Raw genomic sequence first — 18,121 nt, forward strand, 5'->3', positions numbered from 1 at the left:
CGCGAGGCGGGGCTTAGAATCGATGCTTCGGTTGACTATTCGTCTAAGAAGGACTTTAAGATTTCCGAACGTGAAGGATGGCGCAGTTTACGCAGGGCTTTCGCCTCGATTTGACGGATACGCTCACGGGTTACGTCAAATTGTTTGCCCACTTCTTCCAGCGTGTGGTCGGTATTCATATCGATACCAAAACGCATACGCAGTACTTTCGCTTCACGGGCCGTTAAGCCTGCTAATACCTCATGGGTGGCGCTCTTCAGGCTTTCGCTGGTGGCGCTGTCCAGTGGTAATTCGAGGGTGGTATCCTCGATAAAATCACCTAAATGCGAATCTTCATCGTCACCGATTGGGGTTTCCATGGAGATAGGTTCTTTAGCGATTTTCAGTACCTTACGGATCTTATCTTCCGGCATCATCATACGCTCTGCCAGTTCTTCAGGTGAGGGCTCACGACCCATTTCCTGCAGCATTTGGCGAGAGATACGGTTCAGCTTGTTGATGGTTTCGATCATATGTACTGGAATACGGATCGTACGGGCTTGGTCCGCGATTGAGCGGGTGATTGCCTGACGGATCCACCAAGTCGCATAGGTCGAGAACTTGTAACCACGACGGTATTCGAACTTATCTACAGCCTTCATCAGACCGATGTTACCTTCTTGGATAAGATCCAAGAATTGCAGACCACGGTTGGTGTATTTCTTCGCGATAGAAATTACCAGACGTAAGTTTGCCTCAACCATTTCTTTCTTCGCACGGCGAGCCTTGGCTTCACCGATTGACATACGACGGTTGATGTCTTTAATGGCGGCAATGACTAAGCCGGTTTCTTCTTCGATGGCGGCCAGCTTGCTACGGCAACGCTGAACGTCTTCTTCAACCATTCTTAAGCCTTCGGCATAAGGCTTGTTTGAGTTCTTTTCTGCGTCGAACCAATCGAGATTGGTTTCGTTACCGGTGAAGAATTTAACAAAGTTCTTCTTCGGCATTTTAGCCTGCTCGACACAGAGCTTCATCAGTAGACGCTCTTGAACGCGCACGCGGTCCATCATAGAGCGCATGCCCTTAACTAAGCGGTCGAATTGCTTAGGTACGAGGCGGAACTCTTTGAAAATCTCGCCGATTTCAAACAGAGCTTGAATCGACTCAGGATGTTCACGACCTTTAGCATCGATGATTTTTAGCGCATTTTCGTAGGCGGTTCTTAATTGGCTAAAGCGTTCACGCGCTTCTTCAGGATCGGGACCCTTGTTGCCATCGTCATCGCCTTCGCCATCACCGTCTTCATCTTCGTCGTCTTCATCGTCATCTTCATCATCGAGATCTTCTTCCGATAATTCAGAACCGATATGGGTCGCGGTTGGACCTAGGTCTTCTTCGTCCGGGTTAACAAATCCAGAGATAATATCAGACAGGCGCAGTTCGTCGGCTTCGTATTGGTCGTACTGCTCAAGGATCATGGCGATCGCTTGTGGGTATTCGGCGACAGAGCTTTGAACTGTGTTGATGCCTTCTTCGATGCGTTTGGCGATAACGATTTCGCCTTCACGGGTGAGCAGTTCAACGGTACCCATTTCGCGCATGTACATACGCACTGGGTCTGTGGTGCGGCCTAGCTCACTTTCTACAGTAGCAAGGGCGGCTGCGGCTTCTTCCGCTGCATCTTCGTCTGTGTTGTCTTCCGACATCATCATGTCATCGGCATCTGGTGCTTCTTCGAACACCCGAATACCCATGTCATTTATCATCTGGATAATATCTTCGATCTGGTCAGAATCGACCATGTCTGCAGGTAAGTGATCGTTCACTTCTGCATAGGTTAAGTAACCTTGCTCTTTACCTTTGGCAAGCAACAGCTTGAGTTGCGACTGCGGAGTATGATCCATAGATATCATCCAAGTTGGGAAACTGTTACAACGACGGACAGTTAGCTTGTGCTAAGTGCCGCGCAAATCGTCAATTATAGCCATGTGCACTTACCTGTGCTAGTCACTGGGATACTGATTGAGGACATTTTTGCCTCAGTTTAGTCCTTTCATGACCGAGATCAGCTTCTGCAGCTGGATCTTCTCTTCCTTAGTATGGGTCTGTTTTAGACTCAATTCCTGATATCGTTGCTCAATATATTGATTGTTCAACCAAACCAGGGTCTGTTTAAACTTCTCGAGCAGGTTTTCATCCGCCACTTGATGGTCCCATTGGGCTAATTTATGCAGCGTCCCGCTGTGGGGGCTGTCTCTGAATTGCTCAAGTAGTTGTGCGCTGTTTAACCTATGCTCTCGTGTTAATTCCAACAGCAAAGGCAGCAAGTCGATGCCTGGCATTTGCAGATGGTTTAATGCCGGTTGTGGGGATAATCCCACGCCCAGCTCGGGATGCTGTACTAACAAGGCGATGGCAAGTCGCAATGGCGTACCGCGTCCTTTGAGTCCCGTTGATGCTGTGGGCTTAGTTTGTTTGACACTAAAACCCAGTTTTTTCTTCATATCGTCTGAGCTGTTCATGCCTAACTTGTGAGCTAAGTTCTCAAGCAGTAGGTTTTGCAGCACAGTATCTTGAATTTTTTCAATTAGGCCAAAGGCTTGTTTGGCTAAGTTACCTTTATCGGTACCAAATTTTGTCGCTAATGTATCAAACAAAAATTCGGGCAGGGTGATGGCACTTTCCATCATTTGCTCGAAGGCGTCTTTACCAATCTTACGAACCATTGAATCCGGATCTTCAGATTGGGGTAAAAACATAAAACGCACTTTGTCCCCTGGTTTGAGTAGGGGCAAAGCGGTTTCTAAGGCGCGCCAGGCGGCCTCATTACCGGCTCTATCGCCGTCATAACAACAAATCACTTCCTTGGCACTACGCAGCAACAATTGGAATTGTTCAGCCGTCGTCGAGGTGCCAAGGGAGGCGACCGCGTAATCCACGCCATATTGGGCGAGGGCGACCACATCCATATAGCCTTCGACAATCAGTACCTTATCGGGATCGCGATGACGTTGCTTTAGCTCGTATAGGCCGTAGAGCTCATTGCCCTTATGAAATATGGGCGTTTCTGGCGAATTCAAGTACTTGGGAGTGCCATCTCCCAATACTCTGCCACCAAATCCAATCACACGACCACGGCGGTCGCGAATAGGGAACATCAGGCGGTCACGGAATCTGTCGTATCTTTTACCGCTGTCATTGCTGATCAGCATGCCTGCGGTCAGGAGTTTATCCTGTGCATCTTGACTGTGTCGGTAGCGGCTTAATAAGCCATCCCAACCGTCGGGCGCAAAACCAATCCCAAAATGCTCAACAATATCATCGGATAATCCGCGATAGGCGAGGTAGTCGATGACTTTTTGCTTGTCTTGGTGTTGTCTTAACTGAGTTTGAAAAAAGCGGCTCGCTTCTTCCATTAATTGGTATAGATCACGGCTTAAGCCATCGTCTTGGCGTTTTCCCGTGCCTTGTTCCCTTGGGACTTCTAAGCCCAGTTGTCCGGCAAGTTCTTCTATGGCATCGACAAAGTCGAGTCTGTCATACTCCATCACAAAATCGATGGCATTGCCGTGGGCACCGCAGCCAAAACAATGATAAAACTGTTTATCGCGGCTAACGGTAAACGAAGGTGATTTTTCGCTATGAAAAGGACAACAGGCCGAGTAGTTTTTACCCGCCTTTTTCAAGGGCACCTTACGGTCGATAAGCTCGACAATGTCGGTGCGAGCGATTAGCTCATTGATAAAATCACGAGGTATTGCCATTGAGTGCTTAAAATCTCGCCTTGCGCGAATTTAAACAAACAAGCCGCGCATAGGCACGGCTTGTTCATACATTGAAACGCTAATTATTGCAATTTTGCACGGATCATAGCGCCGATAGCGCCCATGTCTGCACGTCCTTGAACTTTAGGTTTTAATGCTCCCATTACTTTGCCCATATCCGCCATGGAGGATGCGCCTATTTCAGCAATAGCGGCATCGATAAACGCAGCAATTTCCGCCTCAGAGAGGGGAGTAGGCAGGAAAGTTTCAATAACTTGAATCTCTTCTGCTTCTGCTGCGGCCAACTCGCTACGACCCGCTGCTTCATATTGAGCAATCGAATCGCGACGTTGTTTCACCATTTTGGTTAAGACAGCTATAACCTGCTCATCATTCAGAGTTTCGCGGGTATCCACTTCAATCTGTTTGATGGCTGCAAGTGCCATACGAATAGTGCTCAATCTCGCCTTCTCTTTGGCGATCATGGCCTGTTTCATATGGTCTTTTAGCTGATCAATTAGGCTCATAAGAGATTAGTATAAACGTACGCGACGTGCGTTTTCGCGAGAAAGCTTTTTAGCTAAACGTTTAACTGCAGCTGCTTTAGCGCGCTTACGTGCAGTAGTTGGCTTCTCGTAGAATTCACGAGCACGCACGTCATCTAAAATACCAGCTTTTTCACAAGAGCGCTTGAAACGACGCAGAGCTACGTCGAATGGTTCGTTTTCACGTACTTTAATAATTGGCATACGCCATCACCCCTTAGGTGTAGGTTGTGTGGTTCAATTGCTTGAACCAAGTGTATTTAAAATGGTGCGGAATTTTATACCGAGACAACTAGGCTTGTAAAGCCCTAATCCTTTGTGGCGGGTTTTGCCACGGGAATATGATGATCGGCGACTGGAGTAATTGCCATCATACAGGTAGAATTAGCACCCTTTGGTAATTTGGATATGAGGCACCATGCGGGTTCTAGGTATTGAGACATCTTGTGACGAGACAGGTATTGCCGTCTATGACGATAAGCTGGGATTGCTCTCCCATGCTTTATATAGTCAGGTTAAGTTGCATGCGGATTATGGTGGGGTTGTGCCTGAACTGGCTTCCCGCGACCATGTGCGCAAAATTGTCCCGCTGATCCGCCAAGCGCTGAAAAATGCCAATACCGAGATTGCCGATTTAGATGGGATTGCCTACACCAAAGGCCCAGGCCTTATCGGTGCTTTATTAGTGGGCGCCTGTGTTGGTCGCTCACTTGCCTTTGCTTGGAACAAACCTGCCATAGGTGTGCACCATATGGAAGGGCATCTGCTGGCGCCAATGCTGGAAGACGATGCGCCTGAATTTCCCTTTGTGGCATTGTTAGTGTCTGGCGGCCACTCCATGTTAGTAAAGGTCGATGGTATCGGCCTTTATGAAGTCTTAGGTGAGTCGGTGGATGACGCCGCCGGTGAAGCCTTTGATAAAACGGCTAAGTTAATGGGGCTTGATTATCCTGGCGGCCCACGGCTGGCAAAACTGGCCGCCAAAGGTGAGCCAGCAGGTTATCAATTTCCGCGGCCAATGGCCGACAGACCCGGACTCGATTTTAGTTTCTCAGGCCTGAAAACCTTTACCGCCAATACCATTGCCGCCGAGCCCGATGATGAGCAAACCCGCGCGAACATCGCCCGCGCCTTTGAAGAAGCGGTCGTCGATACGCTCGCGATTAAATGTCGCCGCGCGTTAAAACAAACCGGCTATAACCGTTTAGTGATCGCGGGTGGCGTGAGTGCCAACACGCGCTTACGTGAAACCTTGGCCGAGATGATGACCTCTATCGGTGGCCGAGTTTATTATCCTCGTGGTGAGTTTTGTACTGACAATGGCGCCATGATCGCCTTCGCTGGCCTGCAGCGTTTAAAGGCGGGGCAACAGGAAGACTTAGCGGTCAAAGGGCAACCCAGATGGCCGCTCGATACTTTACCGCCTGTTGCATGAGTTATCGCAGGCTAAGTCAGCAAAATAAAAAAACAGCGCATGATGCGCTGTTTTTTTATTGTTTTCTTGGATTAGTCACTATGACGTTGCGTGACTAAGGTGCTTTAGGACGCTTTTTACGTGACACCTTAGACTCCTCACCTTTCAGCAGCCGCTGAATATTTTCTTTATGACGGATGATAATCAAGGTTGAGAGCATAGCGACGGGGATCGTAAATCTGTCATCCAGCCACCAAGTATAAAGGGGTGCCAGCAGGGCGGTAATAATAGCTGCGAGGGAAGAGTAGCGGCTGATCAGGACTAAGACAACCCAAGAAGCCATCAAGCAGATGGCTAAGTCATCACCAATCGGTGCCATAGCACCAAAAGCGGTCGCCACGCCTTTGCCACCTTTAAAACCAAAAAATATCGGATAGATATGGCCAAGACAGGCGGCGATTGCGATCAAACCGAGGGAAATGGCGTCAATTCCCATTAAATAGGCAAGATAAGTGGGTAAGGCGCCCTTAAGCATATCGAAAAATAACACCATGGCAGCCGAGCTTGCGCCGCCAATGCGCAGCACATTGGTGGCTCCGGGGTTGCCTGAGCCTTGCGATCTGGGGTCGGGTAGGCCTCTCATCCTACACACTAGCACAGCACTTGAGACAGAACCGGCTAAATAGGCGGCCACAATCATCAAAAGTGTCAGTGTTAATTGACTCACATTGGTTTCCTTACACGTCTTAAGGTATTATCGCGCCACAATTAAACAGCCTCTTGGCAAGCATTCAGTCATAAGCGATAGCGATAACGCGACTTATCAAGTTGCGATAGTTTCTGAACGAACAAATCCATTTGGGCGTTATCCTACTTCGGATTGGTCCGAGTAGAAAGTAAATTAGTCGTTCCATCGAACGGCGGATTATACAGACACTATCGCGTTTAGCTTATCAGACCTCATCGGCATGAGTTAGTAGGAATTAGTATGGATAAAGTGCTTATTCGACAATTACGTATTGATACTGTGATTGGCGTCTATGAATGGGAAAAGAAAATCCAGCAGAGCCTGTTTTTGGATCTCGACATGGCTTGGGACAATAAAGCCGCCGCGGCAAGCGACGACTATCAATACGCGCTTTGCTATGAGACGGTTTCAAACCGTCTGACTCAGCTCGTCACCGAAAAGCCCATCGAGTTAATCGAAACCGTTGCCGAGCGAGTGGCCGAATGTGTGCTCAACGAGTTTAAGGTCAATTGGGTGAAAGTCGTGGTGATGAAACCCGGCGCCGTGCCTTCGGCCGCTGCCGTTGGGGTTGAGATTGAACGCTCACGCTAATCGTTACTGTAGATTTGGGTTTTAGCTTAGTTAGGCAGACGGTTCGGACATGGGTATGGCACGTATATACATTAGTTTAGGCAGTAATATAGAACCTTCTCGCTATCTAAAGGCGGGTTTGCAGTCATTACGAGAGCACTTTGGTGCACTGCAACTTTCCTCCATGTATGAGAGTGAAGCCGTAGGGTTTGATGGCACTAACTTTTTAAACATGGTGGCCTGTGCACAAACGAGCCTGAATATTGCTGAGGTAGTTGCGCAGTTTAAGCAAATCGAGCAAAATCACGGCCGGTTGGTGGGGGCCAAAAAGTTTAGTCCAAGAACCTTAGATATTGACCTATTGCTTTACGATGATGTCGTTTGTCAGACACCAGTCGTCCTGCCCCGCGCCGAAATTGTCACTAATGCTTTTGTGCTTTGGCCTTTAGCGGAAATCGCCCCTAATTTGGTTCACCCATTGCAGCAGAAAACCTATGCCGTAATGTGGGATGAATATGATAAGGCGTCGCAGAAGCTGTGGCCGGTAGCCTTTGAATGGCCTCATGGGCTCACTTTTTAATTGATAGGATTGTAATGGATACGTTTCAGGTAATTATTTTAGCGTTAATCCAAGGATTAACAGAGTTCCTCCCCATTTCAAGTTCGGCGCACCTTATCCTACCCGCACAGCTTTTAGGCTGGGAAGACCAAGGCTTATCCTTCGATGTTGCCGTGAACACGGGCTCATTATTCGCCGTGGTGATTTATTTTCGCAATGAACTCTGGGCCATGTTTAAGGCTTGGATTGCCAGCATGGTAAAAGGTCAGCATTCCGATGACAGTAAGTTAGCCTGGTGGATCATTCTTGCCACTTTACCCGCAGTGTTTTTTGGCTTTATGGCCAAAGATTTTATCGAAACCCATCTGCGCAGCGCTGGCGTGATCGCCGTGACGACTGTGGTCTTTGGTTTACTGCTTTGGTGGGCGGATAAGATGTCACGCCGTGACTTAACGGTTTATCAAACGGGTTGGCGCAAGGCGCTATTAATTGGTTTTGCTCAGGCGCTAGCGTTAATTCCTGGTACTTCACGCTCGGGCGCGACGATGACTGCCGCGCTGATGTTAGGTCTTAGCCGTGATGCCGCTGCGCGTTTCTCGTTCTTAATGTCTGTGCCTGTCAGCTTGGGCGCGGCTATTCTAGTGGGTAAAGATTTGGCTGAAAGCCCGCTTCCAATTGATTATCAAGCACTAACACTCGGCACAGTGATTTCATTTGTGGCCGCTTATCTGTGTATTCACTATTTCTTAAAAATCATCAGCCGTATGGGTATGACGCCATTTGTGATTTACCGCCTCATCCTCGGTGCTGTGTTATGTGGATTTATCTTCCTATAATGCAGGGGCGCCATGGCTAAAAAAATCGGGTCTAGTACCCGATTTTTGTGTTTTTAGGTGCGGATTTTCGTTAACGGAGTAAGTTATGGGCCTTCAATTTCAATGTCCTACCTGTGGTTTGGCACTGATGCAACATCAGGCATCCCAAGGTTTTTACTGTGCGAATAAGCATCATTTTGATAAAAGCGAAGCGGGTTATTGGATTTTCACTAAACCAGCACGACAGAAGCCGACTGGCGACTCCCGTCAGCAAGTGCGCGCAAAGCGCTTCTTGCTTGAGTCGGGGATTTTTTCACCTTTAGTTGAAAAAATGGCGGCGATGATCGCTCCCCATTTGAAAGCGGATGATTGTCTATTGGACTACGAGTGCGCTGACGGCTTCTATTTGCGTGCTTTAGCTTCTGCGCTATCTAATCTCACAAACGAGCTAAACGTCCAGTACAGTGGCGTAGCGGACGCAGAAAATACTATTTTTGCTGCGGCCAAAGCGCAAACCCCTGCAACACTGTGCTTAAGCACCTCAAAAGTGCTGCCTTTTGCTGACAATTGCATTGACCTTATCACTGTGGTCGATAAGCCGTTGAAGGGGAAGGAATGCGTTCGGGTACTGAAAGATCAGGGCTTGATGTTACAGGTAATCCCGGGGGCGCGGCATTTGTGGCAAATCAGGGAGTGTATTTATCCGGAACTGACTGAAAAAACTCCCCAAATTAATTTGCCTTCAGGATTAATTGTCAAAGAGCAGCAGCGATTGCAATTTAGTTTGTCCGTTACGGGTGAACAAGCGCTTGTCTTGCTGGATATGACTCCCTATGCGTGGCGAGCCTCTGAACAAGTCAAACACCTTATTCGGATGAAATCCTTCGATGTGCTGGAAATTGATTTTGTATTGGTCTTAGCGCAAAAGACTTTTATTGAGTCTTAACGGGCCAAAATATCAAACATAATAGGATGTTTTTTAGTCTATTCATTGACTTAGGGGAAGTGTTTTTTGATGCTTAAATAGTTGTAGTTTTGCAAGTATATGATACTAATCGAGCTTTTTATGTTGTTTTAATGTAAATGCGAAACTACCCGCCTCAAACTTTATCTTTATTGTTCTTCATTTGGTTACAGATATAACTTATTTGTTGCCTTAGTCGCCTAAATAGCCTTGATTTTAGGTTATTGCACTTTCTTTAAAATGCGAGTTAAAAGATTTTATAAAAAATAAAGTTTTCAGCGAAAATTTGGGAAAGGATTAAACAACTAAATGAGCGGTTTTATTGCAGAGATAAAATTTAAAAAACATTATAAAACTATCGCGTCCTTTTCTTGCGCTAAAAGTTAATCTCGACCTGTTGTGATGAAAGTTTTATATCGAGGGGAAATCCAGAAATAGCAGAAATTGGCATGCCGAGCGATAACGTTAGTCTGTTTCTAAAGGGCGTAATTTGTCAAACGTTAAACATAGGCCATAAAAAAAGGCTTGGATGGATGTGCTATTCGCTTTCATCTCTCTCAAGCCTTTTATCTTAACCTACTGAATTGTAGGTTAATTACCTATCATTACTTCTTGTAACGAGAAGCAACGTTGTCTAGACGGTCGTTAGCGCGTTTAGCTTCTGCTTGTGCGTCCATAGCTGCTGCTTTAGCATCTTTAACGTCTGCAGACAGTTTGCTTTGCTCTGATTTCAGAGAGCTAACATCAGCTGACAATTGATCAACTTTGTTGCCCAGAGTTGCAACGCTTTCTTCCAGAGCAGTAGTGTTTGCACAACCACCTAGTAGGGCAGTCATTGCTAAACCAGCAATCATCAGTACTTTTTTGTTCATTGTAAAAAATCCCTTAAAATAGGTTGGATTTGAATGTTTCGTCACTTTGGAATCGAAACTGCCTAATTATGACATAGCTATTTTAATTTGCTACGAATATTAATGCGTTTAACCACTATAGACATATAAATTTTTTTTAAAAGCGTTTTTTCACGGTTATATCGGCCTTTTTCATCGAAAAATGGCACTGTATTTACCAGAAAGTGTGGTCGCGTTTACAAAAATATTACAATTTTATGGCGTTTGTTTGGCTTCGGATTGCTGCCAGTTGAGTTTCAGTTGCTCAACGACCTCTATCCGCTTCGAATTGAGCGCCTGTTTTATCTGTGCACCTTGAAAACCTGCCGCAATAATAGCCTTTACATCGACCGTATTGGCGGCTAAAAAACAAGCAGAAAGATAATCGCCTTGTGGATAGGCATGATGCTCGAATCCGGTTCGGCCACGCATATCGGCGATGCAGGCTAATAGTAGTTGCTCCAGCCGTTCTGGTTTACGCCAAAAATCGGCTTTATCGAAGAGCTTGATGATGGTCTCGGCCCTCAACTCAAAAGCTTGGTGCACATTCTGATGCTGATCGCTCACTAAGAGCGCCAGATCGCGATATTCGTTGGGGATCCGCAAGCGTTCACACAGACTTTTTATGACGGGTAAGCCCTTCTGTCCATGACCATGGTGTTTAGGCCAATGCTCTTTAGGGCTTAATGCTTTACCCAAATCATGCACTAAGGCAGCAAAGCGCACGGCTTTTTCCTCTGTCAGAGAGCTGGCTTGGGCTAACACCAACATAGTATGTAACCCCGTGTCTATTTCTGGATGCCATTTTTCCGGTTGTGGCACACCAAAAAGCGCCTCAATCTCAGGGAACAGAATATTCAAGGCGCCACATTGGCGTAGTACTTCGAAAAAGACTTCTGGGTGAGGGCCGCCAAGACTCTTATCGACTTCTTGCCAGACGCGCTCAGGCGTCAGCGCTGTTAATTCCTCGGTTTGGCTCATGTGCCGCATTAACGCCATGGTTTCAGCGGCAATCTCGAAACCTAAGTCATGAAAACGTGCGGCAAAGCGGGCCACCCTTAATACTCGCAGCGGATCTTCAGCAAAGGCGGCCGACACATGTCGCAGCTGACGCGCGTTGATATCTGCGATGCCATGGTAGGGATCGTACAAGTTACCCGCCTCATCTTGGGCGATGGCATTAATGGTTAAATCGCGTCTCAGCAGGTCTTGCTCTAGGGTGACGTCCGGACTGGCATAACAGCTAAAGCCGCCATAGCCGAGGCCGACTTTGCGCTCCGTTCGCGCTAAGGCATATTCTTGTTGGGTTTTAGGGTGTAAAAAGACGGGGAAGTCTTTACCCACCTGGCGATAGCCTAACTGCTGCATTTGCTCAGGAGTGGCACCGACAACCATAAAATCTTTATCTTTTATTGGGAGATTGAGCAGGCTGTCTCGTACAGCGCCGCCCACTAAATAAATTTTCACAGGAATATTTTAGCTAGTGTGTCATAAAGCTAGCTTAACATGATGAGGCGATGGCGAGGCGAATTTGGATGCAGATATTTATTGGGATGTCACATCCATGTTGCGGATGTTTTGACAATATCCCTGGGACGTTTTAACGTGGGGCGTTATTTTTAGCTTAGGATGATTGGTGGTATGTACAAGGCCTTTTATGGACTCAGTGATAACCCTTTTTCGATTGCACCCAATCCCCATTATTTATTTTTGAGTGACAGGCACAGAGAGGCCTTAGCCCATTTGACCTATGGACTGGGAGAAACTGGGGGCTTTGTGTTGTTGACGGGGGAGGTCGGCACGGGGAAGACGACAGTATCTCGTTGTTTGCTTGGGCAATTACCCGATCATACCGATACGGCGTTTATCTTAAATCCTTCGCTGACGGAGTTGGAATTACTCGCCACACTCTGTGATGAATTGAAGATTAGCTATGGTGAAAACCCAACCCTTAAACAGCTCACTGACCATCTGAGTCGTTTCTTACTGGCCAATCATGAGAAAGGCCGTAATACGGTACTCATCATCGATGAGGCGCAGCATCTGCGCCCCGAAGTATTAGAGCAGTTAAGGCTGCTCACCAATCTTGAGACCGATACTAAAAAACTGCTGCAGGTGATCTTAATTGGTCAGCCTGAGTTGCAATTGTTGCTTAAACGGCAAGAGCTTAGACAGTTAGCCCAGCGTATTACCGCTCGTTATCATCTATTGCCTCTTAATGAAGATGAAATCGCACTCTATGTGTTGCACCGTTTACAGGTGGCGGGTCGTTTTGAACCGCTATTTACCCGTAAAGCCATTAAAGTGCTGCACAAATACAGTGGCGGCATTCCGCGGTTAATTAACTTGCTGTGTGAACGTGCTTTGATGGCGGGTTATGCACAATCTAAGGTGCCAATCGATCACCATATGGTAAGACAAGCGGCGGCCGAGGTGCTCGGCGAAGAAGAACCACAGCCAAATAAACTCTTGTGGCCGAGCGCTATCGCGGCGGCATTGGTTGTGGCTTTCGGTGTGTCTTATTGGTTATTTACCGAAAGCCCTGCGGTTGCCAATGTGGTCAACTCATCTGTGACACAAGCGAGTCAAGCGACTCAGGCAGTGACTCAAGCATCGATTCAAAAGAAGAGTATTCAGCCTGAGCAAACACTGGCTTCGATGCCTAGTGCGTCAGTGGCTAGCGAGCCGCAAACCCTTGCCGCGCCGGATCCGAGTGTGCGGGTGTTGCAGGAGGCCATCAAACAAAGCCGCAGTATCGATACCGCCTTTGCAAGCCTCTTTAATGTGTGGGGAAAAGTCCCTTTCAAAGGTCTTACCGCATGTCAGTCTGCCCTTGAACAAGGACTTTCCTGCTATCAACAGCAGGGCAATTGGATGTCGCTCACAAGGCTCAATTACCCCGCGGTTGTGTATTTAGTAGATGATAATCAACAAGATTTTTATGGCGCCGTGATAGCTGTCGATGGTGATCAGCTATTGATGCAGTTGGGCGAGCAGCAGCTTTGGGTCGATAGGGCTTGGTTCAATCAACACTTTAGCGGCACCTTTGAAATTCTCTGGCAGGCGCCTAATTTACCTATGCTGGAAATCAGCCAGAAATCGAGCCCTGGGCAATTACAATGGCTTGAAAACGCCCTTGCCCATGTCGCTAACCGACCTTCGCGCCGTGTGTCTCAATTCGATCTGAAATTAGAGAACGATCTGAAAGCCTTCCAAAGCCAACATGGTTTAAAGGCCGACGGTATTGCAGGTAATCAAACCTTAGTGAGACTGAATTTGTATTTAAGCGATCAGGGACCGCGCCTCACCGATAAGGGAGCGCAGAGTTAATGTCCATTTTACTCGATGCGGTAACCCGTAATAAGCAGCAACAAACCTCGCCCTTACCGGATGCGGTATTAACACCAAGGGCAAGTTATCCTACGGCGCGTAAACCTGCATTCCCCGTGGCCAAGTTATCCTTACTCGCCGTTGCTGTGGCGCTGGGTGTGGGCGTGGCGTGGGGCGTGGCGAATTGGCAGCAGCAAAACGCGATGCCGATAGTAAATGTGGCGCCTAGCAGTATCAATCCAAGCATGGCTGATACAAATGCTGAAAACTCGCCACAGACAGCCTCTATTGCGCAGCCATCTGTCGAAGGTGTTCGCGCCTCATCAGGTGCCGTTACTAAGGCTGCGTTGCAAACTAGTGGATCAGGGCAAACCTCAGCAGAATCGTCGGGATTTCGATTAGCGGGCAAAGTGGCACTGCCAAGGGAGCAGGTATTAAATGAAGCGCCTGCAAACGTGCAGCCTTATCTGAACTCGAACATGAGTTCGACTCAGGCTGCTACGGCATCCGCTTCTGCGAGTGCGGACCCGAGCTATGACGACTATCTGGCAACCTCTGCCGCCTTAGATGAAACGACCCGAACGCAGCAATCCTCAGTCGAAAACGTTGCGCCACAGGATACGAGCGAGTCAGAGCCTATTATGCTGGGCGCTAATGCAAATCGTCAGGGCTTAGCGACACTCGAGGCACTGCGTGAGCAAGTCAATGCAGCAGCGGCCGATGTGGGCTTAGAGACGGCGCAGAGCCGCAAAGAGGATGAGTTAGTCGCGAATTTTCAGGATGCGCTCAAGGATGTGGAATATGTTAAAGCAGCTAAGACGCCAGTAACTGAGCCCAAGCTTGATCCTATTCCTAAGGTCGAAAACGACGATATTCCTAAATATGGGCAACTGCCCGCGGGGTTACAGCTTCAAGTTCCTGAATTTAATATTGTTGCCCACGTTTATTCGACGGATGCGAGTCAGCGTTGGTTGAATGTCGATGGCGCAGAGTTACAGGAAGGCGATAAGATTGGAGGCAAATTAAAGATTATTGCGATTCGCCCACGGGATGTGGTGCTCGAAATCCAAGGTACACAGTTTAGAGTACCTGCGATTTAACTTGCTCAGTTACCAATATAAAAGGCGCCGATGGGCGCCTTTCGTTTATGGCTTAAGATAAAAGCTTAAGCGAAGAAGTTGTAAGCTAGGAATAAGGTCAGGGCGTAACCCACGGTGTAGCATAGGAACAAGGCTGGCACATATTTCAGGTAGCTTACGAAAGTCAGCTCTTTTACTTTGCTCATGGCGACGATACCCGCAGCCGAACCAATCACTAACAACGAACCACCTACGCCCACACTGTAGGTTAAGCCTAACCATTCTGGGGTGTTGAGTACAGGTTCTGCTTTAAGCAGCGCAGCCGTCAATGGCACGTTATCGATCAGGGCTGAACCCATACCTGTAACGAAGTTAGAGATGTTTGGATTAAACAGGCTGTAAGCTTCGGTCAGCATATCTAAGGTGCCGATTTCTTTAAGCATACCCACCAGCAGTAAAATCCCCAGGAAGAACAACAGGGTATCGTACTCGACTTGGCGAATATATTCGAGGATCTTGATTTCTTCTTTGTCGCTGCGGGTGGTGTGGCCGATAAGGAACATAATCGACAGGCCAGTTAAGAAGGTTAGTACCGGTGGAATACCGAAGAGAATGTTCAGCAGCATGGTCATCAGAATTGTGCAGAAGAACACTAAGGCAATTAGCAGATCCACGGTTTGATAGCTGTGCTTAATTGGAGTGGTGGAAACCACGCCTTCAGCCTTCAGCGAAAACAGCGTCGCTAGTAAAACTACACTCACGGCAGATGGGATAAAAAGCATCAACAGTTCGGAGATGTGTACGTGGCCGCCTAAGAAGATCATCAGAGTGGTAACGTCACCGGTGATCAGAGCCACACCGCCAGAGTTGACGGCGAAAATAATCAACACCGCCATTCTGCGGCGCATTTGTTTTTCGAGCTTAAAGGTCGTTAACAAGCCTAAAGACACTAAGGTCGCAGTGACGTTATCACAGAAAGCCGACAGGATAAGCGCGAATAAGGCCACTTGGATCATTAACAAGCGTACAGAAACCTTCTGCGGAAACAGCTTCTGCACCATGATTTGGATCATACCTTTGGCGTTAAGATAGGCCACAAAGGTCATTGTCGACATCAAAAACAGCCACAGGGTGGCAATTTCTAGCAAGTTTTCATTGAGTTGATGGGCAACGAGTTTTTCGTGGTTAGCATCTCCGGCTGCCATAAAAAGTGCTACCCAGGAAATACAGCCAAAGAATAAGGTGGTTTTTGCTTTATTAAGATGGGTGACTTCTTCGAAAATAATACTGAGCAATGCGAGCACCGCCAGTATGATCAGAAAGGTATATAACATAACTGCAATTCCAACTGCTGTTTTAATGTCGTGGCAAGCCAAAGGCGAGCTATTGAGTGGCATTATCAAGGCTAAATTAAGCTTGCCGTGTTAACGCGTGCGGATCAGAACATAATGGGGCGAATAACGCAACTGTTAGCTGTAACTCGGTTTTGCGTCATTTTGTGATATTGCTCTCAGTGAAATTGGTTTGATTTTAGCGTTAACCGCTGTTTTTATTTTGATTGCTAGTTAATTATCTTGTTTGCTTGAGATTGCCAAAGGACTGTAAAGTAAGATCTACGATTAAAGTCTAAGCAGTTATTTTGCCGATCCCGCAATTAATTTTTCTTTATGAAGCAAATCTTGAACGAAAATGCAGTCAATCAAGTAAAGGATTGGATTTCGTGCTGATTACGGAGCTGTGTACGGGAATCTCTAGCCATGTCACAAATATGACGTAGTCAAAAGATTGACTGAGCATAAAGTGGGCGGTATCTTGTGTCTCTGAAATGTTTTAGACACTGGATGTTGTATTTTGAGGATGATGCAAAATGAACTTTGTACTCCGGAGTCTCTTACTATTAGGCTCTTTAGTTTGGCTGATCTACAGCGGGAAACAATTACTTGCTTTGGGAGTATTCCATAATCCTAGCTTAGTTATTGATCACCTTACGTTAACTCTACAGGCTTTAGTCGCAGCGATTATATTTAAGTCTGCTTTAGGCTCAAAAAAGTCTGATAGCTATTAACGGGGGCTATGTTTCCCCATACGGCATTTAATACGATTGGTATAAAAGCTAAGCAATAAAAAGGGACGCTAATGCGTCCCTTAGTGTTTTAAGCTCTCGCTTACATTGCCGCTTTCATACGACCTAATACACGGTCCGCCGCTTCAAGCGTGAGGCGCAGTTCTTCTTCGCCATGGGCCATCGACAGGAAGCCTGCTTCATAGGCACTCGGCGCTAGGTAAACGCCTTCATCTAGCATGCCGTGATAGAAAGTACGGAAGTGTTCAATATTGCACTTAGTCACTTGGTCGAAGCGCGTGATCTGCTCTTGCTCGGTGAAGAAGAAACCGAACATGCCACCGACATAGTTGATGGCCATTGGAATACCGTGTTTATCGGCCGCCGCTTTAAAGCCTTCGGCAATACGTTTGGTTTTCGCGCTTAGCGCTTCGTACAGACCTTCTTCACACAGGGCTTCCATTTGCGCTAGACCCGCTGACATCGCAATGGGGTTACCTGACAGGGTACCTGCTTGGTACACAGGGCCGGTTGGTGCGATAAACTGCATCACTTCTTTACGGCCACCAAATGCACCCACAGGCATGCCGCCGCCGATGACTTTACCCAGTGTGGTTAAGTCAGGAGTTACGCCATAGTGGCCTTGAGCACCGCTTCTTGATACACGGAAACCTGTCATCACTTCGTCGATAATGAGCAGCGCACCAAACTCATCACACAGGCTACGCAGACCTTCGAGGAAGCCTGGGATAGGTGGGATACAGTTCATGTTGCCAGCGACAGGCTCGATGATGATACAAGAGATTTCGGTCGGATATTGTTCGAACAGGCTACGAACAGAATCAAGATCGTTATACACAGCGGTTAAGGTGTGCTTGGCGAAATCTTCAGGAATACCTGGAGAGCTTGGTTGGCCTAAGGTCAAAGCACCAGAACCAGCTTTAACTAATAGGCAGTCCGCGTGACCGTGGTAGCAGCCTTCAAACTTTAAGATCTTGTCGCGATTGGTAAAACCACGCGCTAAACGAATTGCACTCATGGTGGCTTCAGTGCCTGAGCTTACCATGCGTACTTGTTCGATAGAAGGCACCATGGCGATGACTTTCTCAGCCATTTGCACTTCCAGCTCGGTTGGTGCACCAAAAGACAGACCATTGTGCACCGCAGCTAATACGGCTTCACGGATCTTCGGATGGTTGTGGCCTAAAATCATCGGGCCCCAAGAGCCAACATAGTCGATATAAGCTTTGCCATCGGCATCGTAAATATAAGCGCCATCAGCTTTTTCAATAAACAGCGGCGAACCACCTACACCGTTAAATGCACGAACCGGAGAGTTAACACCGCCGGGGATGGTTTTTTTAGCCTGTTCAAATAGCGCTTCGGAACGGGTCATGTT

16 protein-coding genes are annotated in these 18,121 nt (G+C 47.4%); 7 read left to right on the forward strand and 9 right to left on the reverse strand.

The genetic code is table 11. The features are described from left to right. Positions 1–35 precede the first annotated feature (35 nt). The 4 genes from rpoD to rpsU form a co-directional block, all read right to left on the reverse strand. Positions 36–1,886, reverse strand: coding sequence for an RNA polymerase sigma factor RpoD (gene rpoD / locus SHD_RS08560; protein ID WP_023266743.1), 1,851 nt, complete (start codon positions 1,884–1,886; stop codon positions 36–38). A 135-nt stretch (positions 1,887–2,021) separates the two neighbouring features. After that, a complete protein-coding gene (dnaG, locus tag SHD_RS08565; RefSeq protein ID WP_023266744.1) occupies positions 2,022–3,746 on the reverse strand; it encodes a DNA primase in 1,725 nt (574 codons plus the stop codon). 83 nt (positions 3,747–3,829) lie between these two features. Then, positions 3,830–4,273, reverse strand: a complete 444-nt coding sequence (locus tag SHD_RS08570; RefSeq protein WP_011717923.1) for a GatB/YqeY domain-containing protein — start codon at positions 4,271–4,273, stop codon at positions 3,830–3,832. Positions 4,274–4,279: 6 nt separating this feature from the next. Further along, positions 4,280–4,495, reverse strand: a complete 216-nt coding sequence (gene rpsU / locus SHD_RS08575) for a 30S ribosomal protein S21 (protein WP_023266745.1) — start codon at positions 4,493–4,495, stop codon at positions 4,280–4,282. 214 nt (positions 4,496–4,709) lie between these two features. Between rpsU and tsaD the strand changes: the two genes are divergently transcribed. Next, positions 4,710–5,726 (forward strand): tRNA (adenosine(37)-N6)-threonylcarbamoyltransferase complex transferase subunit TsaD, encoded by a 1,017-nt coding sequence (gene tsaD / locus SHD_RS08580; protein ID WP_023266746.1) that lies wholly within the window; start codon positions 4,710–4,712, stop codon positions 5,724–5,726. Between the two features lie 94 nt (positions 5,727–5,820). On the opposite strand, the gene plsY is transcribed toward tsaD, so the two are convergent. Next, positions 5,821–6,432 (reverse strand): glycerol-3-phosphate 1-O-acyltransferase PlsY, encoded by a 612-nt coding sequence (plsY, locus tag SHD_RS08585; protein ID WP_011626921.1) that lies wholly within the window; start codon positions 6,430–6,432, stop codon positions 5,821–5,823. 261 nt (positions 6,433–6,693) lie between these two features. Here plsY and folB point away from each other — a divergent pair, with 261 nt between their 5' ends. The 4 genes from folB (at position 6,694) to SHD_RS08605 (ending at position 9,343) form a co-directional block, all read left to right on the forward strand. Beyond that, positions 6,694–7,044 carry a dihydroneopterin aldolase gene (folB, locus tag SHD_RS08590; protein ID WP_023266748.1) on the forward strand — a complete coding sequence of 117 codons (351 nt, stop codon included), beginning with the start codon at positions 6,694–6,696 and terminating at the stop codon, positions 7,042–7,044. A 55-nt stretch (positions 7,045–7,099) separates the two neighbouring features. Then, entirely contained in the window at positions 7,100–7,603 is a 504-nt protein-coding gene (gene folK, locus SHD_RS08595) for a 2-amino-4-hydroxy-6-hydroxymethyldihydropteridine diphosphokinase (protein WP_039977968.1), read from the forward strand. A 14-nt stretch (positions 7,604–7,617) separates the two neighbouring features. Beyond that, positions 7,618–8,418: an undecaprenyl-diphosphate phosphatase gene (locus SHD_RS08600; protein ID WP_011717919.1), complete on the forward strand. Its 801-nt coding sequence runs from the start codon at positions 7,618–7,620 to the stop codon at positions 8,416–8,418. An 85-nt stretch (positions 8,419–8,503) separates the two neighbouring features. After that, complete coding sequence (locus tag SHD_RS08605; RefSeq protein WP_023266750.1) at positions 8,504–9,343, forward strand: putative RNA methyltransferase; 840 nt, start codon at positions 8,504–8,506, stop codon at positions 9,341–9,343. Between the two features lie 623 nt (positions 9,344–9,966). Here the strand turns inward: SHD_RS08605 and SHD_RS08610 are convergent. Together SHD_RS08610 and SHD_RS08615 are read right to left on the reverse strand one after the other, a co-directional pair. Continuing rightward, positions 9,967–10,233, reverse strand: a complete 267-nt coding sequence (locus SHD_RS08610; protein ID WP_011623648.1) for an Lpp/OprI family alanine-zipper lipoprotein — start codon at positions 10,231–10,233, stop codon at positions 9,967–9,969. A 234-nt stretch (positions 10,234–10,467) separates the two neighbouring features. Continuing rightward, a complete protein-coding gene (locus SHD_RS08615; RefSeq protein ID WP_023266751.1) occupies positions 10,468–11,718 on the reverse strand; it encodes a multifunctional CCA addition/repair protein in 1,251 nt (416 codons plus the stop codon). 174 nt (positions 11,719–11,892) lie between these two features. Between SHD_RS08615 and SHD_RS08620 the strand changes: the two genes are divergently transcribed. Both SHD_RS08620 and SHD_RS08625 read left to right on the forward strand, forming a co-directional pair. Then, positions 11,893–13,581, forward strand: a complete 1,689-nt coding sequence (locus SHD_RS08620; RefSeq protein ID WP_039977924.1) for an ExeA family protein — start codon at positions 11,893–11,895, stop codon at positions 13,579–13,581. Then, the gene (locus SHD_RS08625; RefSeq protein WP_023266753.1) at positions 13,581–14,681 is read left to right on the forward strand and encodes a general secretion pathway protein GspB; all 1,101 of its coding nucleotides are present in this window, start codon (positions 13,581–13,583) and stop codon (positions 14,679–14,681) included. Before SHD_RS08620 ends, SHD_RS08625 begins: the two co-directional genes overlap by 1 nt. Positions 14,682–14,746: 65 nt before the next feature. On the opposite strand, the gene nhaD is transcribed toward SHD_RS08625, so the two are convergent. Further along, positions 14,747–15,994, reverse strand: coding sequence for a sodium:proton antiporter NhaD (gene nhaD, locus SHD_RS08630; RefSeq protein ID WP_039977926.1), 1,248 nt, complete (start codon positions 15,992–15,994; stop codon positions 14,747–14,749). Between the two features lie 831 nt (positions 15,995–16,825). After that, a complete protein-coding gene (gene hemL, locus SHD_RS08640) occupies positions 16,826–18,118 on the reverse strand; it encodes a glutamate-1-semialdehyde 2,1-aminomutase (RefSeq protein ID WP_023266755.1) in 1,293 nt (430 codons plus the stop codon). Positions 18,119–18,121: the final 3 nt, after the last annotated feature.

The sequence above is a fragment of the Shewanella decolorationis S12 genome, from assembly GCF_000485795.1.
Lineage (GTDB): Bacteria > Pseudomonadota > Gammaproteobacteria > Enterobacterales > Shewanellaceae > Shewanella > Shewanella decolorationis.